Annotated in this window: 20 protein-coding genes; 16 read left to right on the top strand and 4 right to left on the bottom strand. The window is 46.6% G+C overall.

From position 1 onward, the window contains the following. Nucleotides 1-100: 100 nt before the first annotated feature. Nucleotides 101-397 carry a hypothetical protein gene (locus ACSQ8P_RS32940; protein WP_436239040.1) on the top strand — a complete coding sequence of 99 codons (297 nt, stop codon included), beginning with the start codon at nt 101-103 and terminating at the stop codon, nt 395-397. A gap of 204 nt (nt 398-601) precedes the next feature. Here ACSQ8P_RS32940 and ACSQ8P_RS32935 read toward each other — a convergent pair whose 3' ends face one another. Further along, the gene (locus ACSQ8P_RS32935; RefSeq protein ID WP_436239039.1) at nt 602-2926 is read right to left on the bottom strand and encodes a helix-turn-helix domain-containing protein; all 2325 of its coding nucleotides are present in this window, start codon (nt 2924-2926) and stop codon (nt 602-604) included. A 155-nt stretch (nt 2927-3081) separates the two neighbouring features. Between ACSQ8P_RS32935 and ACSQ8P_RS32930 the strand changes: the two genes are divergently transcribed. Further along, complete coding sequence (locus ACSQ8P_RS32930) at nt 3082-4599, top strand: extracellular solute-binding protein (protein ID WP_436239038.1); 1518 nt, start codon at nt 3082-3084, stop codon at nt 4597-4599. Nucleotides 4600-4743: 144 nt separating this feature from the next. On the opposite strand, the gene ACSQ8P_RS32925 is transcribed toward ACSQ8P_RS32930, so the two are convergent. Continuing rightward, entirely contained in the window at nt 4744-4830 is an 87-nt protein-coding gene (locus tag ACSQ8P_RS32925; protein ID WP_081787580.1) for a putative holin-like toxin, read from the bottom strand. Between the two features lie 293 nt (nt 4831-5123). Between ACSQ8P_RS32925 and ACSQ8P_RS32920 the strand changes: the two genes are divergently transcribed. From ACSQ8P_RS32920 to ACSQ8P_RS32855, 14 genes are all read left to right on the top strand, one after another. Further along, entirely contained in the window at nt 5124-6665 is a 1542-nt protein-coding gene (locus ACSQ8P_RS32920; RefSeq protein WP_056618619.1) for an extracellular solute-binding protein, read from the top strand. An 86-nt stretch (nt 6666-6751) separates the two neighbouring features. Then, nucleotides 6752-7708 (top strand): ABC transporter permease, encoded by a 957-nt coding sequence (locus ACSQ8P_RS32915; RefSeq protein WP_436239037.1) that lies wholly within the window; start codon nt 6752-6754, stop codon nt 7706-7708. 38 nt (nt 7709-7746) lie between these two features. Further along, nucleotides 7747-8622, top strand: coding sequence for a carbohydrate ABC transporter permease (locus ACSQ8P_RS32910; protein WP_436239036.1), 876 nt, complete (start codon nt 7747-7749; stop codon nt 8620-8622). Between the two features lie 41 nt (nt 8623-8663). Next, nucleotides 8664-9815, top strand: a complete 1152-nt coding sequence (locus ACSQ8P_RS32905; protein ID WP_436239035.1) for a hypothetical protein — start codon at nt 8664-8666, stop codon at nt 9813-9815. Between the two features lie 45 nt (nt 9816-9860). After that, on the top strand, nt 9861-10955 hold the full coding sequence (locus ACSQ8P_RS32900) for a glycoside hydrolase family 88/105 protein (RefSeq protein WP_436239034.1): 1095 nt from the start codon (nt 9861-9863) through the stop codon (nt 10953-10955). Nucleotides 10956-10974: 19 nt separating this feature from the next. After that, the gene (locus ACSQ8P_RS32895; protein WP_436239033.1) at nt 10975-12492 is read left to right on the top strand and encodes a glycoside hydrolase family 28 protein; all 1518 of its coding nucleotides are present in this window, start codon (nt 10975-10977) and stop codon (nt 12490-12492) included. Between the two features lie 193 nt (nt 12493-12685). Continuing rightward, nucleotides 12686-17887, top strand: a complete 5202-nt coding sequence (locus ACSQ8P_RS32890; RefSeq protein ID WP_436239032.1) for an S-layer homology domain-containing protein — start codon at nt 12686-12688, stop codon at nt 17885-17887. Between the two features lie 150 nt (nt 17888-18037). Beyond that, entirely contained in the window at nt 18038-18748 is a 711-nt protein-coding gene (locus tag ACSQ8P_RS32885) for a metallophosphoesterase family protein (protein ID WP_436239031.1), read from the top strand. Between the two features lie 72 nt (nt 18749-18820). Beyond that, a complete protein-coding gene (locus ACSQ8P_RS32880; RefSeq protein WP_436239030.1) occupies nt 18821-19735 on the top strand; it encodes an AraC family transcriptional regulator in 915 nt (304 codons plus the stop codon). A gap of 290 nt (nt 19736-20025) precedes the next feature. Further along, entirely contained in the window at nt 20026-21015 is a 990-nt protein-coding gene (locus ACSQ8P_RS32875; protein ID WP_436239029.1) for a cache domain-containing protein, read from the top strand. After that, nucleotides 21012-22070: a methyl-accepting chemotaxis protein gene (locus tag ACSQ8P_RS32870; RefSeq protein ID WP_436239028.1), complete on the top strand. Its 1059-nt coding sequence runs from the start codon at nt 21012-21014 to the stop codon at nt 22068-22070. The genes ACSQ8P_RS32875 and ACSQ8P_RS32870 overlap by 4 nt, the downstream gene beginning before the upstream one ends. Before the next feature lie 187 nt (nt 22071-22257). Further along, nucleotides 22258-22698, top strand: a complete 441-nt coding sequence (locus tag ACSQ8P_RS32865) for an SRPBCC family protein (RefSeq protein ID WP_436239027.1) — start codon at nt 22258-22260, stop codon at nt 22696-22698. Next, entirely contained in the window at nt 22688-23164 is a 477-nt protein-coding gene (locus ACSQ8P_RS32860) for an EVE domain-containing protein (protein ID WP_436239026.1), read from the top strand. The genes ACSQ8P_RS32865 and ACSQ8P_RS32860 overlap by 11 nt, the downstream gene beginning before the upstream one ends. Further along, on the top strand, nt 23145-23588 hold the full coding sequence (locus ACSQ8P_RS32855; RefSeq protein WP_436239025.1) for a MarR family winged helix-turn-helix transcriptional regulator: 444 nt from the start codon (nt 23145-23147) through the stop codon (nt 23586-23588). Before ACSQ8P_RS32860 ends, ACSQ8P_RS32855 begins: the two co-directional genes overlap by 20 nt. Nucleotides 23589-23694: 106 nt before the next feature. Here ACSQ8P_RS32855 and ACSQ8P_RS32850 read toward each other — a convergent pair whose 3' ends face one another. Together ACSQ8P_RS32850 and ACSQ8P_RS32845 are read right to left on the bottom strand one after the other, a co-directional pair. After that, nucleotides 23695-24066 carry a DoxX family protein gene (locus ACSQ8P_RS32850; RefSeq protein ID WP_436239024.1) on the bottom strand — a complete coding sequence of 124 codons (372 nt, stop codon included), beginning with the start codon at nt 24064-24066 and terminating at the stop codon, nt 23695-23697. A 101-nt stretch (nt 24067-24167) separates the two neighbouring features. Beyond that, nucleotides 24168-24935, bottom strand: coding sequence for a dioxygenase family protein (locus ACSQ8P_RS32845; RefSeq protein ID WP_436239023.1), 768 nt, complete (start codon nt 24933-24935; stop codon nt 24168-24170). Nucleotides 24936-25492 lie beyond the last annotated feature (557 nt).

Below are 25492 nucleotides of genomic sequence, written 5' to 3'. Positions count from 1 at the left end.
TCCCCTTCGACAAAAATTCCTACATTTCGTCCCTAAAGTGTGACAAACTTCTCACGGAAACTCGGGTACGATTTTAAAAAAGCGAAAAGGAGATAAGATCATGCAAATTAAGAATAAACAGGACATCAGCTTGATTTTGGACAACTTTTCAAACTTCGCAGAGTGGGACGCAGCAGGGAAGAAGCTTTACCTTGTTTTTGCCGATAAAAAACGTGGAGGTCAATGGACCTTAATGAGTTATGAAGGCGATCGCTTCAGTGTTCATGGTGTGGGGAAAGATTACGAGGACGCAGAAGAATTGTTCTTCGAAGAGCGTAACCAGGTGCTTTCCTTCCTGTGGGACAACCGTGCTGCGCTTAAATCAGCGGTCGAATCCAGCCAAGTCGTTTCCGCTTAAGCGCGTAGAAACGAAGATATTGTGGACAAGCCTCCTAGAGGCTGTCCTTACATCCCGCAAGGCGAACAACAGCCTGCGAAACCACCAACAATCATGTGGTGGCTTCGCAGGCTGTTTGCTTTCTGCAGCGGTGGCTTCGCAGGCATTTGCTTTTGGCAGGCTTTTCGCCTTATACACTCAGCGCCCCCGCATTTCGCTCCAGACTTAAGTACTAGGCGGCAAGCCCTCCTTCTGCTTATCCCGGTACTGACCGGGCGTAAGCCCTTCCTGCTTACGGAAAGAGCGGATGAAATTCTGCGAGTTGTTGTAGCGCAGCTTCGAGGAGATATCCTTGATCGGCATATCGGTCTCGGAGAGCCATTTTTTCGCCATATTGAAACGGTAGTTCGATAAGTAATCACTGAAGGAGCAGTTCGTCTCTTTGCGGAAAATGCTGCTCAAGTAATTGGCATTGTAATGCAAGCGAGAAGCGCACTCCTCGAGCGTCAGATCCGTGTCGTAATAATGCTGTACGAGATCGATGATTTTCTCGGAAATGTTGTGGTACTGCGCGTCCTGACGGTCGCGGTAAATACGGATCAGCGGATGGATGACCTCGGTCCAGAACCAGTCCTCGATTTCGGCGGTCGTATGCAGGCCGAGCACTTCTTCGAACAAAGAGCCTTTGTTCGGATGAATTTGATTTAAGGCGATGCCGGATTCCTGCATCATCATCAACAGGTTGTTGAGCAGTCTCGCCAGCGGGATCTGGTACTCCTGCGGCGAGAGCTGTGCCGCGAAGACGGCATGCAGCAGCTGCTTCAGCAGCTCGCGGGATTTATCCTTTTCGGCTAGCTTAATGCTGTCGATCAGTTCGTTCTCAAGAGGCTTTGGATAGTTCAAATTCAAGTAATGCTTACCTGAGTTGATATTCTCATATTGAATAATGATGCCCTCTCCGAGCTTAATACGATGCTTCAGGGCCTCTAACCCTTCTTTATAGGCTAGCGACATCTGGGTGAAAGCATGAATCGGCAGGGAGATTCCGATGGAAATATGCAGCTTCAGGAAGTTATAAATATGCTGTTGGACCTGCTCGGTTAGGCCGTACACCATCGTACGGAAGTCACTGTCGACGCTGTCCGAACTGCCGATCATGGTCACAATGGTTTGATCAATCAGAATCGGCGCTAAGCGCTGCTCCGAAGGGATGAGCTCCTCCATCATGTTGTGCACGGCGAAGAGCAGCAGCTCCATATCCTTTTTCTCATAGCGAGTGTGGTCGATGGCGTCGATTTGAATGGTGATGACGGACATCGTTTTCCAAGCAGCAATATGGTCGGTGTAGCCGAATTGCGCAAGCTTCTCTACCAGCTCAGTCGGCTTAATATGACCCTGAAAAGCCTTGATAAGGAAGAAGGTCCGCACCTGCCCGATATGTTGATGGACTTCTTTTTCGAGCTGTGACTTTGATTGGAATAAGGTATGCACATGCTCGCTGATCATTTGAAACTCATTCGCCTTGCGTTTCTGATTCCCGCTCACCAAGCCTCCGATTTGATTCAGAAGCAGCTGGATCGGTGAGTACATTTTACGCGAAACCAGCCATGCGAGCACCAAAGCAAGCAGTAGCATCAGGACGCAAATGTAGATCGTATAGGTTCCGATTTTGCTGGATTCCTTGGTCAAGCTGTCAATCGAAGTCAAGGAAAGATAAGTCCAGTTGTTCAGGTTCGAACGCAAATAAGTAACGGAATAAGGCTTATCGTGAATGCTGGCGCGGAACTGTCCGCTCACGTCTTCAGTAAGGTGTGTCAGGTCGGTCAGACCGGCGGCTGTGATTGATTTTCCGATTAGACTCGGATCTCGATTCATCACAATTCGCTGCTGTTCATCCATGATGACAATGTCGTCGGGATGTTCGCTATCACTTTGAATCATATCCTGCAGGGAACAGGCAGGGATATTAGCTAGAGCAAGGCCGAACTTATCCAGTCCAGTGGTTGGCAGCTTTTTAACTAGCGAAATACTGTAGTCACAGGTCACACTCCGCGCGTTTTCTTCGGTGTAAAACCATTCGGAAGGAGTTAGGGTCCAAGTGCTATTATCTTGGGCGTTCATCAGAGAAATCAATTTATCGGCAAACGGATAGTTGTCAAATTTGTAGAGCCCTGAATTTTTGATCATCCAATTCTGTTTCGCATTAATCAAGAGCACATCTTCCAGTCTCGTGTCAAAAGATTGCATATACCGAATTTCGCTTCGCAGATCATCGTACATCATGAAATCGGTTACAGTCAGAGGCATTTCCATGGCCTTTTTGAGAACGGTGGAATTGATGACCTGATTTAGTGTATGGTTGACAGTGGTTAATTTCTGCTCTACATTGGAGTTAATTTGGGTGATTAACTGCATTTTTCCTTCGTTGACATTTTTTTGGATTTCACTAGATGATGTCACGAAAGCGAAAGCGCCGATAAAGATCACAGGCAGCGTACTAAGCAGGAAGCTGAATATCGTCATTTTGCTAAGAAAACTTAAAGAGCGCATCGTATCCAACACCTTATCTGTTTAAAGATTCATTCGTCATAGTATCTATGTATTGTAGTCAAGAGTGCGGTTCAGATCAATAATCATCTGCAAATGGGATAATCATTATCTCATATTTGCCGCCCAAAACACAGCTGTTGCAAGGGGGAGTTAGCATGAGAAGTAGTTTGTTTGGCCAGCGGTTCAAGTGGACAAGACGAATGAGTATAGTTCTAATTGTCATGATGTTGATCAGTGCCTGTCAGAACGACAACACGCCAAAAGCAGAAGATGATAAAGGCGCAAGGCCTGTTATTTCTATTATGGCACCTCTTCATTTTCCGCATCCGCCGATACCTGAGCTTGTCCAAGCGATTGAGAATCGGACGCAAACGAAGCTGGAATTGAATTGGGTTCCGGACGGCATCTACACGGATAAAATGAATACGGCCCTTACGACGAACTCGTTGAAAAAGGCGACCTACGTGAAATATACGGACTACATGCTGTTGAAAAATTCGATCCGTTCCGGCGCATTCTGGGATATTGGACCGTATTTAGCTGCGTACCCGAATTTGAAAAAGTTGAATAAAGAGATCTTGGGGCAAGCGGCAGTCGATGGCAAAATCTATGGTTTATATACCGAGCGCCCGTCCTCTCGGCAAGGAATTATTATTCGTGAGGATTGGCTGAATAATCTCAAGCTGAAAAAGCCAACCAATCTAGATGAACTGTATGAAGTGCTCAAAGCGTTTACGAATGGCGATCCTGATCGCGATGGGAAGGACGATACGATAGGATTAACGGACCGTAATGATTTGGTGTTCGGTTCATTTAAAACGATCTCCTCCTATTTTGGGACACCGAATAATTGGGGTGTTTCGGGAGGCAAGCTTGTACCGGAATTTGAAACGCAGTCCTATATAGAAGCTATGAATTTCATGAAAAAGTTATATGATGAGAAGCTGATTAATTCGGATTTTGCCGTAACGAGCAAGGAAGTACAGCGGGATAAGCTGATTCGCGGCACGGCCGGTGTGTACATCGGCAGTATGCAGGATGTGCAGCGTCTTTCGGATGAACTTCAGTTGGTGAATCCGGAGGCAAGATTGACGTTGGTGAATCATATTGAAGGGCCGCAAGGATTTCATATTTGGTCCATCCCTAACTATAGTGCGTTATATCTTTTTTCGAAAAAGGCGATAAGAACCGAAGCAGAATTGAAGCAGATGCTGCAGTTTTTTGATCGGACGATGGATAAAGATGTCGCCAATCTCATGAAGTACGGTCTAGAGGGACGTCATTATACGGCTAAAAATGGGCAAATCCAGCTCTCCGAAGAGACGTCGAAGATTCGTGTCAATGAAGTCAACGCGCTGTATGCGTTGATGATCGCAGATCTGAACAATCCCAACGTCATTCCCGTTGTGGAAAGTGAATCGTTGTCCCAGCTGGCCGATACGCTTAGCTTGGATAATGAGAAATACGTCGTCAAGGACCCGACATTAGGCATGGAGTCGAAAACCTACGACGAGCGAGGTGTCGAGCTGTACAAAATCATCTCCGATGCGACATATAACTACATTTTAGGCAAGTTGGATAAGGTGGCTTTCCAGCAAGAGATCGAGCGTTGGAAGCGCGGCGGCGGGAATCAGATGATACAAGAGTATAATGAGGCGTATGGGAAGAAGTAAGTTGCGAGTATAAAACAGGCGTGATAAGATTATAAATAGAAAAGAGACGTGCTACCAACACGCCTCCTGCACAATCATTTGGTGGGCAACCTCCGAGGTAGTTGCAAGGTGTAACCCACTAGTTAGGTAGTCAGCCTGAGTGGGTTACTTTCGTTTTTCGATATATGTTAGAAGCGCCAGTATAAACGTACCGAACGCGAGCATAACGATTATCGTTTGGAAAGTTTCCATGGCATCAACCTCCTTTCCGGAGGGAGCCGCACACAAGTTGAGATTGTACCCAATAAATATATCATAACGAGTCTACCAACCGGTAGGCTTTTTCTTTTGCCCTTTTAGGCCTAAAGACTCAACCCCATGGCCTGAAAGGCCTTCCTCAATAATCATCTCCCCTCCCGATAATCATCATCTCACATCCCGCGCCGGACGTGGGTTATATGAGTAAATGATTGTTTCGGCACCCACCCCGAACCGTGTAATGTGTGAGTTGTAGCACACAACATTTTCACGGAGGTCAAACCGATATGAAGAGAAATTTAGTTACGATTCCACTAAGCGTACTACTCGTTTCCAGCTTTGCTTTAGCAGCATGCGGAGATAAAGAAACGCCTGCATCGACATCAGTAGCAGCATCAACAACGGCAGCAACGACAACAACAGCACCGAAGCCGACAGACAATACACCGACAGCAATTACGATCATGGCACCACTCAATACGGCACAAACGCCACCAGATACCATTATTAAAGAACTTGAAAAGCTGACGAACACGAAGCTGACGTATCAATTCTTCCCGGCAGACACGTATGAAGAGAAGTTGAATACGACTTTCGCAACTGGCGCACTGCCACAAGCAACATATTTGAAAAACCAAGCAACGTTCATTCAAATGAAATCCGCGATCCGTGACGGACAGTTCTGGGAGATCGGGCCTCTATTGAAGGACTTCCCGAACCTTAGCAAATTGAAATCCACAACGAATGACAATACGAAAGTCGATGGTAAATTGTACTCCTTGTACCGCGGCGTAGACATCGCTCGTCAAGGTCTCATCTACCGTAAGGACTGGGCAGACAAGTTGGGGCTGAAACCTCCTGCTAATTTAGATGAATTGTTCGCAATGGCGAAAGCATTTACGGAGAACGATCCGGATGGCAATGGTAAAAAAGATACGATTGGATTAACAGATCGGAACGATCTCATCTACGGAGCGTTCAAAACCATTGCTGCTTGGCAGGGCACACCGAATAACTGGGGCGTGAAAGACGGCAAGCTAGCTCCTGAATTCATGTTCCCGCAATATGTAGCGACCATGGATTATTTCAAAAAAATGCGTGATGCTGGCTACATCAATAAAGATTTCGCAGCAACAAGTAAAACGGATCAACAAAAACTATTCACGAGTGGTGCAGCAGGTATGTATATCGGCGCCATGACGGACGTTTCCACATTGAACAAAGACTTGGTTAAAAATGTACCTACTGCTGTAGTAGATGTTCACAGTATGGTTGCTGGACCTGACGGCAAATTCGCAGCATGGGCACTGCCTGGCTATGCAAACGTTGTTCTATTCCCGAAATCCGCGAATAAAACGGAAGCTGATCTTCGCAAAGTACTCGCTTACTTCGACAAAATGATGACACCAGAAGTAGCTAACATGGCGAACTGGGGCATTAAAGATGTGAACTACAGCGTAACAGATAACAAAGCGAAGAAGCTGGATGAAGAAAAATGGACACGTGAAGTGAAACCATTCACAGATGCAGCAATTGGTGATGAGGATACGTCCGGTAGATTCTTGGGTATTCCAACGATCCCAGCGCAAGGAAAAGCAGATGAGTTGAAAATTGCTAATCTGAAGTTTGCAGTTCAAGATCCAGTAGCTGCACTTGATTCCAAAACAAACCTTGAAAAAGGTGTTCAAGCGCAAGCCGTTATCACGGATGCAACGAACAAATACATTTACGGAACAATCGATAAAGCAGGCTTTGATAAAGCAATTGAAGATTGGAAAGCTCGTGGCGGCAGCAAAATCATCGAAGAATATAACGCGCTTAAAAAGTAATTCTGCAACAAGTGTCTGACAAGTCAAGGTGAGAGGGCTGCTGAAACCGCGGCGGCCTTCTCCTTTTAAGGAAAGGAAGAAGTCCTATGCAAGAAGTGAAAGTTGCGCAAAACATGGTCGCTAGGAAGTCAAAGTCAAGCAGTGAGCTGAGCAGACGTCTTTGGAAAAATAAATGGATCTATGTCATGTTGCTGCCGGGGATTTTGTATTTTATCGTTTTCAAATACATCCCGATGTATGGATTAATCATTTCCTTTCAGAACTACAAGCCTTTCAAAGGTGTTACCGGAAGTGAATGGGTTGGTTTGGAGCATTTCAAGCGCTTGTTTACAGAACCGGATTTTCTAAATATTTTGAGCAATACGTTAATCTTGTTCGTTATGAATCTCTTGTTTTATTTTCCGATTCCGATCATTTTGGCGCTCATGTTGAATGAAGTCAGAGGGGATCTCTTTAAGAAAGTGTTTCAAACAATCGTGTACCTGCCTCACTTTATGTCTTGGGTAATTATCGTCTCCATCAGCTTCGTCATGTTGACTATGGATGGCGGGATTATTAATGAACTTATTTCATATTTTGGCCTTGAAAAGATTAATTTTTTACTAGCTCCAGAATGGTTCAGACCGATTTATATTTTGCAAGTCATTTGGCGTGAAGCAGGTTGGGGAACGATCATTTATTTAGCGGCGATTGCTTCTATCGATCCAGGTTTATATGAGGCTGCTCGTATGGATGGTGCAGGACGTCTTAGACAAGTGTGGCACATTACGCTGCCCGCGATCCGAAGTGTCATTATTGTTTTATTAATTTTGAAAATTGGTGCGGTTCTCGAGCTCGGTTTTGAACATGTGTACTTGCTTCTTAACTCCATGAACCGAGAAGTTGCTGAGATCATTGATACTTATGTATATACAGCGGGTCTTAAACAAGGGCAATTCAGCTACAGCGCAGCGATTGGTTTGTTCAAATCATTCATTGGACTTGTGCTCGTAATGATTGTGAACCGGATTGCGAAGAAAATGGGCGAAGAAGGCGTTTACTAGGCTCGGGTAGAGCGTTAAGCAGCTAGGAGGTTGAAGTCGTGGTAGAAGATAAAACATTAGCCGGCAGAATGTTCGGTATCATCAACTATTTGTTATTAACCATCATCGGATTGATTACGATCATCCCGTTCGTGCACGTGGTGGCAGGTTCCTTCACGACGAGTGCGGAAATGGCGACTAAGAAATTCGTCCTCATTCCGACGGATTGGAGTATCGAGGCATATCGATTTATTTTTTCGACGAATACCATTTTTAAAGCAATGGCCGTATCGATAGGGACGACGGCTATCGGCACAGTGATCAGTATGTTCATCACAGCGTTGATGGCGTACGGCTTGGCACGCAGAGATGTGGATGGACGTAAAGTGATCATGTTCCTGGTTGTATTTACAATGCTGTTTCATGGCGGCTTGATCCCGACGTTTCTCGTGGTGAAGGAGCTTGGTATGATCGACACCTACGCGGCGTTGATTCTTCCAACAGCAGTCAGTGCATTTAACTTAATTATTTTGAAAAATTTCTTTCAAAACATTCCTGAGGGGCTCGAAGAGTCGGCGAAAATCGACGGCTGCAGCGACTTCGGTATCCTATTCCGTATCGTCCTGCCGTTATCGATGCCTGCGATTGCAACGATCTCATTGTTCTACGCGGTAACCTATTGGAACACGTACTTGAGTGCGATTCTTTACATCAATGAGAGTGCCAAATGGCCGATTCAAGTCTTGCTACGCCAAATTGTCGTTCTTGCCAGCGGTTTGGACGTGAGCTCGGACTTGGACAGCGCGACACCGCCACCGGCGCAGTCGATCAAAATGGCTGTTATCGTCGTAGCGACGATTCCGATTCTGATTGTGTATCCGTTCTTGCAGAAGCATTTTGCTAAGGGCGCGATGATTGGATCCATTAAGGGTTAGTCTGTAAAGGACAAGACATCACAGTAAGCGGGGAAATGCGCATGACAGATGGGGAAAATCAGAGACAAGATAAGATACAAGATCAAAGTGTGGAGATCAGCAAACTGCTTGCCGAAATGGATCAATTGTTTGATGGTTTTGGAGCGTGGCTTGGCGGGCAAAAGGATGCGGAAAGCGGCGGGTTTTATTACGCCGCAAGCTCCAGACGAATACCACGCGGCGCTCCAGATATTGAATCTACGGCGCAAGCACTGAACATTCTGGAACGTTGTGATTGGCTCGATGCCATGTCGACAGACATGAAGCGTGGGTGTATCCGTTTTTTTCAAAGTAAGCAGGAAGAATCGTCAGGTTACTTCTACGATAAGAATCCGCTGATGCGTGAAGATGAAGTAATGGTTGCCCGCGCCATCTCCTATAGCTTGAATGCGTTACGCAAGCTAGGCGGGCAGCCGCTTCATGCACTTCCTTACGAAGCCCAGCAAGCGCCATCGTATATGTCCTCACCGGAGGACTATCTTGCGTGGCTGAAGTCGGTTGAGCTAACGAACAGCTGGCGAGGCTGTGATCGCCTTTCGACCTCAAGCGTGTATGTGAAGCAAGTAGAGCCGGCGAGCCGCAGAGCTGAGTTTGCCCAAACAGCATTCGATTTCTTCGCTAATAAACAGGATCCTTTTACCGGTTTATGGGGGGAAGGGTCCTATTATGTGCGGATCTCGGGAACGTTCAAGCTGCACATTTTCTATGACCACTTCAACGTGCCGTTGCCAAGAGAGGAACGAATTTACCAAAGTATCCTCTATGCCTTACGGCATGAGGAAGCAGTTGACATGTGCTATATTCGTAATCCGATTCACTTACTGTCCTATATGAAGCTATTCATTCCGCCGGAAGATTTGCGAGAAATCATTGCAATTACATTGGCCAATATGAAGCGTCTGCTTCGTGCAGACGGGGGCTTCTCCCGTGAGCTGGCCCACTCGCCAACAGCGCCTAACGTGGCTCAGGTGAAGGAGGGTGAATATTACCCCGGCATGCCGAAGGCTGTCCAAATCGGGGGAGGCGAAGTGGAAGGCGATATGAACGCGGGCACACAGGCCTTGTTGATTCGTTCGGTCTGCTACCAGTTAGCAGGCAAAAAGGCACCACCCCTGACCAAGGAGCCGATGTTCACTGCAATGGAAAGAAATTGAAATGTTTCAATCTACTAGTTCCCAATAGGAAAGGGGAATCTGATCATGGCTCCTGTTCAGACCAAAACACCACTGGAGTGGGCACAAGCTGCCTGTGACTCGATCATGGACATGCATACACCGATGCAGCTTCCGCCCGCAGGGCGTTGGCATTACCATCAAGGCGTATTCCTGTGCGGCATGGAAATGCTCGCGCAAGCGAAGCCGAACACGCGCTATGACGCGTATATCCAAGGCTATGTCGACGGCCTAGTCGACGACAATGGCAGTCTCTACTTCGCGCGCGACGAGCTCGACGCGATGCAAGCTGGGCTGCTGCTGTTCCGCTTGGAACAGCGCACAGGCCAGCCCAAATATCGCGCAGCTGCAGATAAGCTGCGCAATCTGCTCAAAACCTTGAACCTCACCTCCGAAGGTGGGTTCTGGCACAAAGACAAATACGCCAACCAAATGTGGTTGGACGGTCTATACATGGCCGGCGTATTCTCGCTCAAATACGCGAACGCCTTCGGCGAAAAAAGCTTGCGCCAAACCGTGCTGCATCAAGAGCAGCTCATGCGCAAGTACATGAAAGACGAGCGCACGGGTCTGCTGTACCATGCGTGGGATGAAAGCCGTCGCATGCCGTGGGCGAACCCCGAAACCGGCTGCTCGCCGGAATTCTGGGGACGTTCGCTTGGCTGGTACGGCCTAGCCGTCTCGCAATTCTTGGACGAATTGCCGGCTGACGAGCCTGGGCGCGCAGCTCTGGTCAGTTCGCTGTGCGACTTCGTTTATACGATCATCCACTATCAGGATGCGGAAAGCGGCCTCTGGTATCAGGTGATCGACAAAGGCGATCAACCGGATAACTGGCTTGAAAGCTCCTGTACAAGTCTGTTCGTCTACACGATCGCCAAAGCCGTGAACCTCGGCGTTGTCGGTCCTGAATGTGCGGCAGCAGCCATGAAAGGGTATGAAGGTTTGCTGCGCACGTTGAAATTTGATGAGCAAGGAAGAGTTATTTTGCCGCTGATTTGTATTGGTACTTCTGCAGGGGACTATGAGAACTATGTCACGCGGCCAACGAGTGAGAATGATCTGCATGGTGTGGGAGCTTTCGTCATGGCATGCGTGGAAGTTCAAGCATTGAACAAGTAAGGATCCAAAGGAGCGACCTATGGCGATAACTAACATAACGACGTTCGGCGCTGTTGGTGATGGCGTAACGGATAACACACAGGCTATCGCAGAGGCGATTCAGGCCTGCTCCCTTCAGGGGGGCGGAACGGTTTATATCCCAGCTGGGACGTATGTAACGGGGCGTATCGAGCTGCGAAGCTATATCACTTTGGAGCTTGAAACGGGTTCAAAGCTGATGTTTACCAACGAGTTCGATAAGTATCCGCTAGTACAGACACGCTGGTCAGGCTATGAATGCTACGGGTACTCCCCGCTCATTTATGGCAGAGGCTTGAAGAAGGTGTCTATCAAAGGTGATGGCATCATCGACGGTCAAGGCAGCGCTTGGTGGCAAGCGTACCGTGAGATTCGCAAAGGCGGCACGGTGGACTCGGCACAAACGCAAGAACTCAAGGTGAAGAATCAGACTTTGCTGGAAACGGTGAAGAGCAATATTGTGGAGTGGTCCTCCCAATTTCTAAGACCGCCGCTGTTGCAATTAATTGATTGTGAAGGCGTTAGACTGGAAGGCATAACCTTGCAGAACTCTCCTTTCTGGAATACACATTTGGTCTATTGCTCAGATGTTCAGCTTCACGGGGTTTCGATTAAGAACCCGAATGATACGCCTAATGGCGATGGGCTGGATATCGACTCGTGCCAAAATGTCCGTATTTCCGATTGTTTTTTCGATGTTGGCGATGATTGCTTATGCATTAAATCCGGCATTGACGAAGATGGTCGTCGGGTGGGCAAGCCATCCGAGAATATCGTAATTACCAACTGTACGATGTTGAGAGGGCATGGCGGTGTCGTGCTCGGCAGCGAGATGGCTGGCGGTATTCGGAATGTGGTTATTTCCAATTGTATTTTCACAGGGACAGATCGTGGCATACGGATGAAAACGAACCGCGCTCGCGGCGGGTATATCAAGAATATTTTAGTCAGCAATATTTATATGGAAGATGTGTTCTGTCCGTTAACGATTAACTCGTTCTATCGGCACGGGGTTGACGAAAGCGACCCGTTGATCAGCAGTCCAGATGCCGTTCCCATCACCGAATGCACACCTGTGATCGAACACATTCGGATTCATCAAGTAACCGCGAAGCGGACTCGTGCAGCTGCTGGTTTCCTCTATGGCTTGCCAGAAATGCCGATTCGTGACGTGCAGTTATCTCATGTTCACATCGAGATGACGACGGATCCTTCGGAGATGGGGGATGAACCTGATATGGTCAGGGAGCAAATCATCATGGCTGGCGACGGCATGCTGTGCAAGCATGTAGCGGATTTGGAGCTTCATCATGTGCGTATCGAAACGCGTCAGGGTCCTGCTCTTCGATTAGAAGATGCGCGATGCGTCGATGTTCATTCGCTTACCATGAAGGGGAAACATGCCGCGACGCCGGTTGCGCGTGTTGCCCGTTCGGAGGATGTGTTCTTCTCGGGAAGGCAGTCGTTGGAGTCGGACTATCTGGAAGAAGTGAAAGAGATGGTTCGTTCACAAGTATGAGATTTGGAGTGAAAGGACGCCGGATGGCGTCCTTCTATCCGAGATACTGCGGTGAGCGGTATTACTCTTTTCTTGGAATGAAAACGCATACAAACAAATACCCTTCGCAAGTTCAACTATTAGATACATACCCTAGACCCCCAACGACACAGATCAGATTTACTCGTAATCCAATTAAAAGGAGATATGTGACTTGAGGAAAAAGAATCGTTTGATCGCTTTTATGATGGCTGTATGCTTAGTGGCAGCGATGCTGCCGACTGCAGCTTTGGCTGCAGATCCACCAGCAGGGATGATCAACATTCCAAACACGAGTGCTTGGAAAGGAAGCGTCTTCGGTGATATTGGCGGAAATCCGTCGACAAGTATTTTTGGCATTACGGAGAATGTGGATAAAACAGTTACGATAACGAGTGCTAAAGGTCCTAATAATAATACAAGTAGTGTTAAGGGGAAAATCTCTAGCGCTAGTGAAGGTTTGGCTTACTATTATCAGCAAGTCAATGCAAATGATAATTATGAGCTTTCCGCAACAGTCAAAGTGGATACTTTTACATATCCTGCTGATAGCTCAGGAAACAAAAAGCAATCCTCATTTGGTATTATGCTGAGAAATAATATTCTCGAGAATGTAAGCCAAGGAAACTCAACCAATCCTCCTAGTACAGCATTTACAGGAGAATATATTGCCGTTGGTGCTATTGATCAAAAAGTGCAGGGTTTTTACAAGAGTGGCAGTCCTACACTTACTCAAGTAAAAACAGGTTATGAATTCAATAAAGCAGCTGTTCCCGATGCAGGGGTTAGCTATGCGCTGAGTATAAAAAAGACTGGGAATGTTTATCAATTAAAAGTTGCTGATCAAACCCAGGTGATTGACAAAATTACAGGAGATATTGCTTATGCAGGGCTTTATGTTGCTAGATATACGGCGGTTACCTTTAGCGACGTAACTTTCACAAAAGACACAAGAGCTCCTATTAGCCTAAAAGTGGATGCTGACTCCATGAAAAAAGATTATTACGTAAGTGACAGCCTTGATCTAACAGGACTGAAAGTCACGGCTGTATATGAGGGCAACGTTGAGAAAGAGCTATCGACAAGCGACTATATTGTCTCTGGATTTAATAATACGAAAGCCGAACCCAGTTCAATTACTGTAAACTTCAACGGGAAAACGGCATCTATTCCGTTAACCTTTAAGCCTCTAATCGTAACCGGGATAGACATTAAATATCTCCCTGCAAAGACGGAATATTACCCTGGTGAAGCCTTTGACCCCCAAGGTCTGACCGTGTTAGGACAATACAATTACGGTAGTAATTGGGTGGAGATGGCAAGTAGTCAATATGCATTCTCTATTATTCCAGAAGCTGATGTAACCGTAACGAATGCAACTTATACATTCAAACCAACAGCAACGGCAGGAACAAAAACCGTAACAGTGAGTTCCACCGTCACTTCGTCTACCTATACCACGATAAATGTTACGGTTAACAATGCGCAATTGACAGGTCTAGAAGTTAGAGAGTTGCCGATAAAGAGGGAATATTTTGTCGGCGACAAATTCGTTCAAGACGGCATTGTCGTGTACGCGAAGTACAATGATAATAAGGAAGTTAAGCTTTTGAAAAGCGAATATGCCATTACACCTGCAGACATGAGTACAGCAGGTACGAAGACATTACTGGTTTCTACGATTAATGGGACACTGACAGCTTCATTTACGATTACTGTTTTGCCACAAGAGATTATTGGCAGCCAAGTAACGAAATATCCTAGAACGACATATGCGATTGGTGAAGATTTTGATAAAGCAGGTATGGTTGTATCGGCTGTTTACAGCAGTAAGTTAGAGGAACTGCCAGATACCCAGTATACGGTCAATACCAACGCTTTCGATAAAACGATGCCAGGCGTGTACGATATCGCTATCGTTCCGAATAATACTGCAATCCCTCAGACCATCCTTAAAGTAACAGTAGTTGAAAATAAAACGTATGAGTGGAAATCGATTCGTTTTGGACAATCCACATCGAATACGAATAATACAGTAACGGTTAACGAAGATGGGTCGGTTAAGCTGGTAGCGTTGGAGGGCGGCGGTAAAGTAACCGGTGACCATGACGGCATCACCTTCTACTATACGGAGTTGGATGCAAGGAAGGATAACTTTGAATTATCGGCAGATATCAAAGTTGAAGCTTATGCCAAGGAGCCGCAGGACGGTCAAGAATCGTTCGGGATCATGGCTAGAGATGCTATAGGTACGCAGGGTGATTCCACTGTATTTGCATCCAACATTGCGGCAATTGGTGGTTACAGCGGTGGAACGACTTTACCGAACGGTACACAATTGTTCGTTAGAACGGGTGTTACCACGCCAGATGGCGCAGGCAGTAAAGGAATTCAGAGCAGTATGCTTAGTTCGGTCAGACCAGCAGCAAGCAATACGGCAACAAATTACAAGCTCACGCTAATCAAAACGAACAACGGATTCACTGGTCGATTAAATAGCGGGACAAGTGCCGAAATTTATGCGCCGGATATCATGACAATTCAAGATGGCGATAAAATGTATGTAGGCTTCTATACGGCTCGACTTGCAACGATTGTGGTAAGTGGTATGGAGCTAAAAGTTACCTCTGCGGATACGGATTCACCTATGAAAGCACCAGATCCACAGCCTGTCGTGCCCGATGTTAACTTTTTGGGATTGACGAGAACTTCAATAACAACGTACACCTTAGGACTGATGTCCAATGTGAATGGTAAAGTTACAATTAAACAAGGCCCCAACGTCTTCGAGCAAGATGCAGTTATGGAAGCAGGTAAGCTTCATACTCTAAACAGAACGGTTACTGCTAACACGTATACGAACTTTACAGCAACTTTCGTGCCTGACGATACGCAGTATCTGACTAGCTATAATAAAATCGTCAAAAATCATACGGTCGATATGAAAACATTTGTAGATAACGGTGACATCTATGTATCGCCAACAGCGACTGCCACGAGTGGCGGAAATGGTACCATCGATAGCCCGCTTGATTTGGATACTGCGATTGATTATGTTCAGGCTGGTCAAAAAATTATCCTGCAGGATGGTCGATACGTACGCAACGCTAAATTGGATATCAAGAAAGGCAATGACGGCAGAGCTGATGCGATGAAATATTTGGTCGCTGCCCCAGGTGCTAAGCCGATTATCGATTTTGACAAAAGATCAGAAGGTGTTGTGCTAAGCGGCAATTACTGGCATGTAAAAGGTATTGATTTTATACGTTCAGCAGCAAATACCAAAGGCTTTACGGTTGGCGGCAGCAACAACATCGTGGAAAGCAGCAGATTTTATGACAATGGAGATACAGGTCTCCAAATAAGCCGTACAGACGTAACAGAGTCCAATAAGTCGTTGTGGCCTTCCAACAATCTCATTCTAAATTGTGAATCTTTTGATAATGTTGACCCCTCGAATAATAATGCGGATGGTTTTGCTGCCAAACTAACATCGGGCACAGGCAACATTTTCAGAGGCGATATTGCCCATAACAATATTGATGACGGTTGGGATTTATACACGAAAGCAGGTACAGGGGCTATTGGCGCCGTTCTAATTGAAGACAGTATCGCTTATAACAATGGTACATTAACGAATAATCGTGTAGGTGATGGTGATAAAAACGGCTTTAAACTGGGTGGCGAAGGCATTCGTGTAAACCATATCATCCGTAACAGCATGGCATTTGGAAACGGTGCATATGGATTTACGAATAATAGCAATCCAGGCGTCATAGCTGAAAACAATATCGGCTTTAACAATGCGAGAGGGAACTTATATTTCCAACCGTATGCAGATAAACCATCATACTTTAGCATGAATGGATTTGTATCCTATCAAAAGGATTATTCAACGAAAGACAGTTATCCAGCAGAATTAAGAGCTGATAATAACTTTATGTTTAATGGTGCAGTCTCGGCTAATAAATCTGGTGTATCACTTTCAAATGCGAACTTCGTAAGTTTGACGGCATCCTTGCCATATCAAAGAAATGCAGAAGGAAACATAATCAGAGGAAGCTTCCTTCAATTTATTGCACCTCAAGAATCAACTAACAATTCACCTGGGGGTTCGGCACCAGCTGCTCCAATAAGCAACACTGATGACGGCGTGCAAGTTTCAATTGACCCCGTGAATCAAACGATTAATGGGAAAATTGTTGCGGTCGTTACTGTCGATGGAGGCACATTGGGTAAAGCATTTGATGCTCTCAAATCCAAGGAGTCCAAAATTCAAAAAATTACGATTGATGTAAATAGCAACGAAGGGGCTGCTAAAGTTCAGTTTGATGCTAACGCCTTATCGGCAGGTCTGAAAAACGCTCCAGATACGCTGTTATCCATTGCAAGTAATGATATTACTTACGATCTCCCAGCCAAGTCGTTGGATCTTACGAATATAGCGACAACGCTTGGTACTGATGTAAGCAAGGTGAAAATTAATATCTCTATTGAAAAAGTAACTGGCCCTACGGCCGAACTGATTAACGCTAAGGCTAAACAAGCTGGATTATCACTGCTTTCTGGTGCAGTTGATTTCACCATTACCGCGGAAGGCAATGGGAAGACTGTAACAGTGAACAATTTTGGGAATACCTACGTGTCAAGAACGATTACCTTGGTTAAAGCGGCAGATTCCAATCAACTTACTGCGGTATTGTTCAACCCGGAAACCGGGGAAATGTCTTTCGTGCCTGCGATTGTAACAACTGTAAATGGCAAGGCTGAAGTCACGATCAAACGTCAAGGTAACAGTATCTACACCGTTGTTCAATCTTCCAAAACGTTCGAAGACATAAAAGGACACTGGGCGAAGAGTGAGATCGAATTGTTGGCTTCCAAATTGGTCATCAAGGGTACTTCGGATACTACTTTTGGACCTAACAATCACATCACGCGTGCCGAATTTGCGGCTCTTCTGGTTAGATCGCTTGGCTTAAAAGAAGAGGCATCAACGCGTTTCACGGATGTACCTGCGAGCAGTTGGTTTGCGGGGACAGCAGGCGCATCGGCTAAAGCTGGTTTGATCGAGGGCTTTGAAGATGGCTCGTTCAGACCGATTGAACGCATCACGAGAGAGCAGATGGCAGTCATGATTACGCGAGCAATGACATTTGCCGGCAAATCAGCTGCTGTTGAGCTCAAGCAATTAGACAAATTTACGGATAGCAAGAGCTTAAGTGCGTGGTCCAAAGATGCTGTAGCTAGGGCGGTAAGCGCTGGTATTGTAAATGGCGTAACCGAAACGGAATTTGTCCCGGCAGCACCAGCAACTAGAGCAGAAGCTGCGGTCATGTTGAAGAGATTCTTACAATTTGTTCAGTTTATCAATTAATTTGTTCGTGAAGGACGTCCGCTCAGGACGTCCTTTTCACTGCTTCCACATGGATTTCCATAATTAAGGAGGCTCGCAAGCGACGAAATATGCTAAAATAAGCTACATATACATGGGAGTTTGACAAGAGAACATCAGGGGGAAACGTCTATGAAACGACTGCTAGCTGTCAGCGATATCCACGGTTGTGCTGATGAATTTAAGGAATTACTAGATAGAGTTAAGTTCAATGCGGAAGAGGATCAGCTTATTTTGCTTGGAGATTATGTAGACCGGGGACCAGCGAGTCGGGAAACTGTGGAGCATGTGATGTTCCTGGTACGTGAGAAGGGTGCGATTGCGCTCAAAGGGAATCATGATCAGCGTTTTCTGGAAGTGATAGGCGGGACCGATGACTTGACGGAAATGAAGTTTTTTGAACATGGCGGCATACAGACGTTTCAAAGCTTTAGCGGAGTCAGAGACTTTGATTTGAAAACAGCAAAAGAGCGTATTCGGGCGAATTGCAGTGAGCATCTCGCATTTTTACGTGAGCTGCCGCTTTATTATGAGAATGACACGCATATTTTTGTCCATGCAGGGTTGAATCCCGCTTATGTAGACTGGAAAACACAGCCGGAGCGGGACTTTATTTGGATTCGTGCGCCATTTGTGCAGCAGAAAACAGTTGTGAAGAAGATTGTTGTGTTTGGACATACGACGACGAAAGATATTCATGGGAAAGCGGAAGTGTGGTTTGATACGGATAAAATCGGGATCGATGGCGGTTGTGCCTATGGTCTGCAGCTGAATCTTCTTGAAATTAAGGGGAAGAATCAATACAAAACGTATTCCGTTGCTTCCAAAGGAAGTTGGAAATAAGGAGCAAGAAATATCAAGAAGCGTAGTTCCGAATGGCTTAAACTGAGATTACCAAGTTGAAGGGGGCAGACGATGGACACCAATTATGAGACGCGGATTCAGATGACGCTGGATCATATTGAGGAGCATCTATCGGGACCGCTGTCCGTGGAGTGCTTAGCCGAGGTAGCCTGCTTCTCCGCCTTTCATTTTCATAGAGTCTTTCAAACCATGGTGGGGGACGCTGTGATGGAATATGTGCGCAAGAGAAGATTGGCGAGAGCGGCTTATCAAATCGCACATACGGAGCAGAAATTGATTGATATTGCCCTCGACAACGGCTTCCAATCCCCTGAGAATTTCACACGGGCATTCAAAAAGGTGTTTGAACGTACGCCGCTTGCTTATCGTAAGGAAGGCATACGACCGCCTAACTATCCCAAAGTGAATGTGCTGGATCGGAAATTTAATCCCTATTTAGGAGGAATACGTATGGACTACGCATTGAAAACGAAACCCGGCTTTAAATTGATTGGATATGAATTGAAGACTTCCTGCAAGGAGGGGCAGAATCACCGAGATATCCCGTTGTTCTGGCAGAAGTATATGCAAGAAAGGCTAGGGCAACATATTCCAAATCGTGTTCACACGGGGCTTCCTGTTGAACTTGGAATTTGTGCAGATTTCGACTTGGAGAGCGGGGATTTGACCTACATCATCGGGATGGAGGCAACGAGCTTCGAGGACGTTCCGGAGAATATGGTATGTCGCGAGTTTCCGGAGGCGAATTACGCTGTGTTCACGACACCGAAGGTGAAGCAGGATCAGTTTGTGGCATCGATTCAAAGTACGTGGCAGACGATTTTCACGGAATGGTTTCCTCATTCAGGATACGAGCATGCGGGGAGTGCCGAGTTTGAATATTATGATGAGCGCTGTCATTCGAACCTGCATGAGCTTGTGGAGATGGATATTTATATTCCAATCAAGCCTAAGTTGGCTGAGTAAAGAAACGAAGTGCAGCTGTAATAAAGGAGGAATCATTTGTCACGGAAATGACATCTGAATTTCATCTCCCTTTAAGGTTCGGAACCTATAATGAAATTCGACCCCCTTTTAAATATATATACTTAAGACCCGCAGCCCGTTGCTGTGGGTCTCTTTTTTTTGTTAGTGTGAGCACGTGTTGATATATTTTCAGCGTATACTCAGCTAAGTTTAAGTTGAGATTCAAATTAGTAAATTGGAGATGTACTATAATCGAGGAAACAGATTTGTAATTGAAGGAGACCTCGTAGATGGAACCAACAGTAAAGCCATTTCAATCTAAGTTTAAGATGAAGTTCGGCTCGGTCAGAAACAAATTAGTCATTTCGTTCATGCTTGTCCTGTTGCTGCCTAGCATAGCAATTGGGAGTTTTTCTTACATTACCGCGAAGGATAAAGTGGATGATCAGCTGCAGAGCATGGCGACGACGGATATTGCTCTTGTTAGTAAAATGACCGATCAATACATACAAGCAAAGATCAATGATGTTCAAATATTATCACAGCAATTATCAGCTCAATCGGCTAATGAGCAACTTCATGTATATACACAGAACCATCCCGAGGTAGAAGCAGTCACGGTTGTTCAGAGCAGTGGTGGGTACCTCTATTCCCCTAGCAGTCTAAAGTTCGCCACGGATCCAAAGGAAAGCACATTCTACACGCAGGCGATGAAGAGCAATGGCGCGGTCGTTATTACGGAGCCGTACACGTCTAAGGAAACGGGAGACACGGTCGTGGCTATAGCGAAATCCGTAAGTAATAGTCAGTCGGTAGTCGCCGTCGTGCTCAATTTGACAGAGCTCAAGCAAATTGTTGGCGATGTAAAAGTCGGGGAAAATGGTTTTATTATTATTCTCAGCTCTAGTGGGTCTGCCATCGTTCCCCCTCCTTGGGGAATCGGGGGTGCGCAGGAAGGGACGGATAGTGCTGCTGTTACTGCTAATCCTAGTGCTAATGGAACCGACACAACGACAGCTGATGCAGCTAGCCAACCACCATCGATATTCACCGGCGAGTCAGGTCAAATTGAACAAGTATCGCCAGAGGGTGATACTCGGCGGTTGATCTACATTACCAATCCTGTAACAGGATGGAAAATTGCGGGGGATAGGTCTCCAAGCGAGGTTACGCGTACAGCGGCCCCTATATTAAACAATACGGTGATTGTCATCGTGGTGTTCACGCTGATCGGAGCGTGCCTAATGTTTGTTATCATTCGTTCAATAACGAACCGTTGAGAGCTTTATCGGAGACATCCCGGATCATCAGTCGGGGCGATTTAAGCCGGCGGGTGGACGTGAAGTCGAAGGACGAGTTCGGGGAGCTTGGCGATACCTTTAATCTAATGGTCGATTCGCTTAGATCAGTTGTGTCCGAAGTAGGCCATTCCGCCAATCAGTTGGTGACATCGTCGGAACAGCTGTCAGTAAGTTCGGGGCAAACCGCTTCGGCATCGGAGCATATCGTAGGCGTAATTGAGAAGATGGCGGATGGTGCCAACGAGCAAGTAAGCTTAGTCGAAGAAAGCGCACAAACGATCCATGAAGTTTCGGGTAAAATACAGCAAATTGTAACTCGCGCGCATACTGCCGCAAATACGACAGAGCAGGTTTCGGTGAAATCAACGGAAGGCGGACAAGCTGTTCAAAGTGCTGTGAAGCAAATGAGCTCTATAAGCAGTTCAGTCGATGGATTGGCAGACGTCATTAGCCATTTGGTTAATACTTCAATGGAGATTGGTCAGATTATTGAAGCGATTTCGGAGATATCCCAACAAACCAATCTGCTAGCGTTAAATGCAGCAATCGAGGCAGCCAGAGCAGGGGAACAAGGTCGCGGATTTGCCGTAGTTGCGGGAGAAGTGAGGAAGTTGGCTGATCAATCCTCTCGATCGACAGAGAAAGTCGCTGCTCTAATTGTCGCTATTCGTGAAGAAATTGGCGATGTGGAGAATTCGATGCGAGTAGCAACGAACGAAGTGAGTGCAGGTATGAGGGTGGTTCAGACGGCGGGTAGGCTGTTTGCTGAGATTGAGCGTGCTGTCGATGAGGTAAATAGCCAAGTTCGGGATGTATCCCTCACGGCAGAGCAGATTTTTATAGGGACGAAGAAAGTCGTGAGGGCAATTGAAGACATCTCCCACGTTTCCCAATCGACGGCGGCAGGCGCACAGACAATATCAGCAGCGACGGAACAGCAGCTTGCTTCCATGGAAGAGATATCCTCTTCCTCGTCCTACCTGACCCATATGGCAGTAGAACTGCAAGCGGTAGTGGACAAATTTAAGCTATAAGTGGATCTCATGAAGGGTGCCCCGAATGGGCACCCTTCATTTCGCCGTTAGAGACAGTACTGCAGGCATATTCACGGTCTGAGGACGTGATGTTCGTGAGGTTCAAGACTGCATGCGTATATAGTATTGACACATATAATATGTAATGATATTATATGTATAAATACTATATGAGGAGTGTTAAATAATGTGGAAATTTGAGCACACTGTAATGACAACGGCAAAAGCGGAGACGATTTGGAATCTGTACAGCGATATCTCAACTTGGGTGGAGTGGGACAAGGGGATTGTACATGCTTCGTTAGAGGGTGCGTTTGTCGCAGGTACACGTGGGTTGCTGCAGCCGGAAGGCCAGGACCGCCTGAACTTTGAATTGAAGGAGGTCAATCCTCTGCGCGGCTTCTCGGACGTTACTGATATTCCGGATGCAGGGATTCAAGTGCACTTCACGCATCATTTAGTGGAGACTGCCGAAGGGACGCAGCTTACGCATGAGGTGACGATCACGGGGCCCAATGCGGAACATTTAGGGCCAGTGATTGGAGCCGGTATGGCCAAAGGCATACCGCATACGATGGAGGGAATTGCCGCGTTGGCGTTGGAAAGGGAGCGTAAACATGCTGTCTGAAACATGGAGCGATCAAAGTCGCTATTGGATCGGGGTTGTGTCGTCTTCTCACGTGAGACGGGGTGTGCAGGGCGGTTTCGCCCAGCTCTGTCATGGAAAGGCAGCGCCTTTAAAACGAATGCGATCCGGCGATTGGCTTATCTATTACTCCCCTCGCACGGAGATGAAGGATGGGGAGCCGCTGCAAGCCTTCACTGCTATCGGTCAGGTTCTAGATGACAAGGTATATGAATACCCGATGTCAGATTCTTTCATACCCTTTCGTCGTGACATTCGCTATACTGACTGTAAAGAAACGAAAATTAGCTCCCTGTTGGAGCAGCTTAGCTTCACACGCGGAGTGAAAAATTGGGGTTACCCGTTTCGTTTTGGCCACTTTGAGATATCGTTGCAAGACTTTCGGGTCATTGCGGATGCCATGTTGAACAGTGTTGGAGGAAACAAAAATGAGTTCGAAGTACAATGACGCAGAGGAAAGTCCCGGCTTTATGCTGTGGCAGGTAACGAATGTTTGGCAAAAGGCGATAAGGAAGGCATTGGATCCTTTTGAATTGACACACCCGCAATTCGTGCTGCTCTTTTCTTGCAAATGGCTCAATGAAAAAAATGACCATACTGGCATTACGCAAGTTCAATTAGCCCAGCATGCACAGATGGACGTCAACGTCACGTCCCAGGTGCTGAGGATATTGGAGAAAAAAGGATATATCGAACGCAAGCCTCATCCGACGGATTCTAGAGCGAACGTAATATCGGTAACTAAGTCTGGAGACGAGATCGCTTCACACGCCGTTCAGGCTGTAGAAGAGGAGGATCGGGCTTTCTTCTCCGACCTTGGTGATGATATCGGGCATCTGAACCGACTTCTCAAGCAACTTGCACACCGTTAACCGCTTCTGGAGAAACCTCCCTTGACCATCATCAAGGGAGGTTTTTTCCGATGCTGTTAAATAAAAAAAAGCGTGCAGGCCTAGTGGCTTGAACGCTTTTGAATACTTAGTGCCGCTCTCGTTCTCGTCCGCGCGAGCTTTTCACAACGATGAATATCGCCATCGCGAGGAAGATCAGCGGCAGTACGGAAGTCCGCATCCCCTCGTGGGAGCGGATATGGGTCAGCATCGCGCTCGCCATAATCATGGCGATGACACCTGCGGAGAGTAACGCAACCCGCGGGTGCCACAGGCCGATGATGAGCCCGACCCCGGCGACGAGTTCGACGGCTCCGACGATGTACATGAAACCTACACTGTACCCGTAGGTCGATGTGAAGACTTCCATTTGCAGGTCATGGGTGGACAACTTCAAAATCCCGAACATGACAAACGCTGCTGCCAATAAGATTTGAATGATGCGAGTCGTCCATGTCAATGCTTGAGCACCTCTGTTTGTTGAAATTGGTTATGTTAGCATGTGCAACCTAACCAATTTCATGCGGGGCGGCTACAGAGGGTCGGCGCCTGCAATGCCGCTTAAAAAGAAACGGCTAAATAACTCAGCGATCCTACTTCGTAGCTGCGGTGAATGATTTGGACAGGCCGCTGCTGATCGCCGCTGCCCATAGCAATGTAAAGCGGGATGAAATGCTCAGGGCGCGGTACGGCCAGCTTCGCATTAGGGGCTTCTGCGGCGTAGTTGAACAACGCCTCCAGGTTCTTGGCTTGCATATTCGAAGCAAGCCAATCGTCAAAAGCTACCGCCCACGCATCAGGCTCGGTCGCATTCCAGTTCAACGCGCGCAGGTTATGCACGGTGGCGCCGCTGCCTATGATCAGGATATCTTCCTGATCCAGACCACGCAGGGCTTCGCCGATCCGGTACTGCTCGGCTGGCGGCAAATACGGATTCACCGAAATTTGAATGACGGGGCATTCAGGTGTAGGGAACATCCGTAACAGTGGTACCCATGAGCCGTGGTCTAGGCCGCGGTTGTTATCGAGTTGAACGGGAATGCCCTTGGCTTGAAAACGCTCTGCAATCGATTGAGCCAACGCAACGTCCCCTCTAGCTGGATATTTCAATTGAAACAGCTCGTCGGGAAAGCCGCGGAAGTCATAGATGGTTTCGTACACATCATTCGTGGAGGAAATGGTAAGGACTTCTGTTTCCCAGTGCGCGGTGAAAATGACGATGGCTTTGGGTGTCAGCTTTTTACCGTAATCGAGTAGAAATTGCGTACAAGCGGTATCCTGCAGCGCCATCATCGGTGAACCGTGTCCTACAAAAATCGGTGAAATCATGGAAAAACATCTCCTTGTTTATAATTAATGTACTTAAATATATTTAATTACTTTATGTAACTAATGATACGCCTTTGGTTTCTCTTCGTCAAGTAAGTAGATTACTTTTTGTAAGTTATATGTGATTGGAGTAGGAGTACGGAGTGAAAGTGAAAGTGAAAGTAAAGTCAGGGGGATTAAAGTAACAAGAGAAGGTAGTGTGGAGGGATAAGTGGAATAGGATTAAAGAATGAGAGTGAAGGGTAGGGAAGTGAAGTGAGAGGAAAGGAGTGGGAGAGAACTGGAGTAGAGTAGAGTAGAGTAGAGTAGAGTAGAGTAGAGTAGGAGTCGCGGGATCCCAACTTCAACGCCACCCCCACCCCAACGCCAACGCCAACCCCAACCCCAACCCCTCGCCAATGGCGGGGCATCTATCCGGTATGTGGTGCGTTCTCCGAGGGAAGTTGATGCAAATAACTGGATTTTCTCCCGTTAATTTGTAGGGAAGATGCCTTTTAAAACGAATTACTGTATTTCCTACAGCTAATTCCTTCGATTTTTGGACTATACGCCGAATT

The organism is Paenibacillus sp. LjRoot153, assembly GCF_964253085.1.
In the GTDB taxonomy this organism is placed as follows: Bacteria; Bacillota; Bacilli; order Paenibacillales; family NBRC-103111; genus Paenibacillus_E.
Note: the sequence above shows the minus strand (reverse complement) of the source record. Positions and strands in the feature narration are given on the sequence as shown.

Coding starts and splice junctions, on each gene's coding strand:
- ACSQ8P_RS32845 (WP_436239023.1), bottom strand. CDS start 24,935: ATGATTTCACCGATTTTTGTAGGACACGGTTCACCGATGATGGCGCTG.
- ACSQ8P_RS32930 (WP_436239038.1), top strand. CDS start 3,082: ATGAGAAGTAGTTTGTTTGGCCAGCGGTTCAAGTGGACAAGACGAATG.
- ACSQ8P_RS32885 (WP_436239031.1), top strand. CDS start 18,038: ATGAAACGACTGCTAGCTGTCAGCGATATCCACGGTTGTGCTGATGAA.
- ACSQ8P_RS32855 (WP_436239025.1), top strand. CDS start 23,145: ATGAGTTCGAAGTACAATGACGCAGAGGAAAGTCCCGGCTTTATGCTG.
- ACSQ8P_RS32860 (WP_436239026.1), top strand. CDS start 22,688: ATGCTGTCTGAAACATGGAGCGATCAAAGTCGCTATTGGATCGGGGTT.
- ACSQ8P_RS32895 (WP_436239033.1), top strand. CDS start 10,975: ATGGCGATAACTAACATAACGACGTTCGGCGCTGTTGGTGATGGCGTA.
- ACSQ8P_RS32905 (WP_436239035.1), top strand. CDS start 8,664: ATGACAGATGGGGAAAATCAGAGACAAGATAAGATACAAGATCAAAGT.
- ACSQ8P_RS32900 (WP_436239034.1), top strand. CDS start 9,861: ATGGCTCCTGTTCAGACCAAAACACCACTGGAGTGGGCACAAGCTGCC.
- ACSQ8P_RS32925 (WP_081787580.1), bottom strand. CDS start 4,830: ATGGAAACTTTCCAAACGATAATCGTTATGCTCGCGTTCGGTACGTTT.
- ACSQ8P_RS32940 (WP_436239040.1), top strand. CDS start 101: ATGCAAATTAAGAATAAACAGGACATCAGCTTGATTTTGGACAACTTT.
- ACSQ8P_RS32865 (WP_436239027.1), top strand. CDS start 22,258: ATGTGGAAATTTGAGCACACTGTAATGACAACGGCAAAAGCGGAGACG.
- ACSQ8P_RS32880 (WP_436239030.1), top strand. CDS start 18,821: ATGGACACCAATTATGAGACGCGGATTCAGATGACGCTGGATCATATT.
- ACSQ8P_RS32915 (WP_436239037.1), top strand. CDS start 6,752: ATGCAAGAAGTGAAAGTTGCGCAAAACATGGTCGCTAGGAAGTCAAAG.
- ACSQ8P_RS32935 (WP_436239039.1), bottom strand. CDS start 2,926: ATGCGCTCTTTAAGTTTTCTTAGCAAAATGACGATATTCAGCTTCCTG.
- ACSQ8P_RS32875 (WP_436239029.1), top strand. CDS start 20,026: ATGGAACCAACAGTAAAGCCATTTCAATCTAAGTTTAAGATGAAGTTC.
- ACSQ8P_RS32920 (WP_056618619.1), top strand. CDS start 5,124: ATGAAGAGAAATTTAGTTACGATTCCACTAAGCGTACTACTCGTTTCC.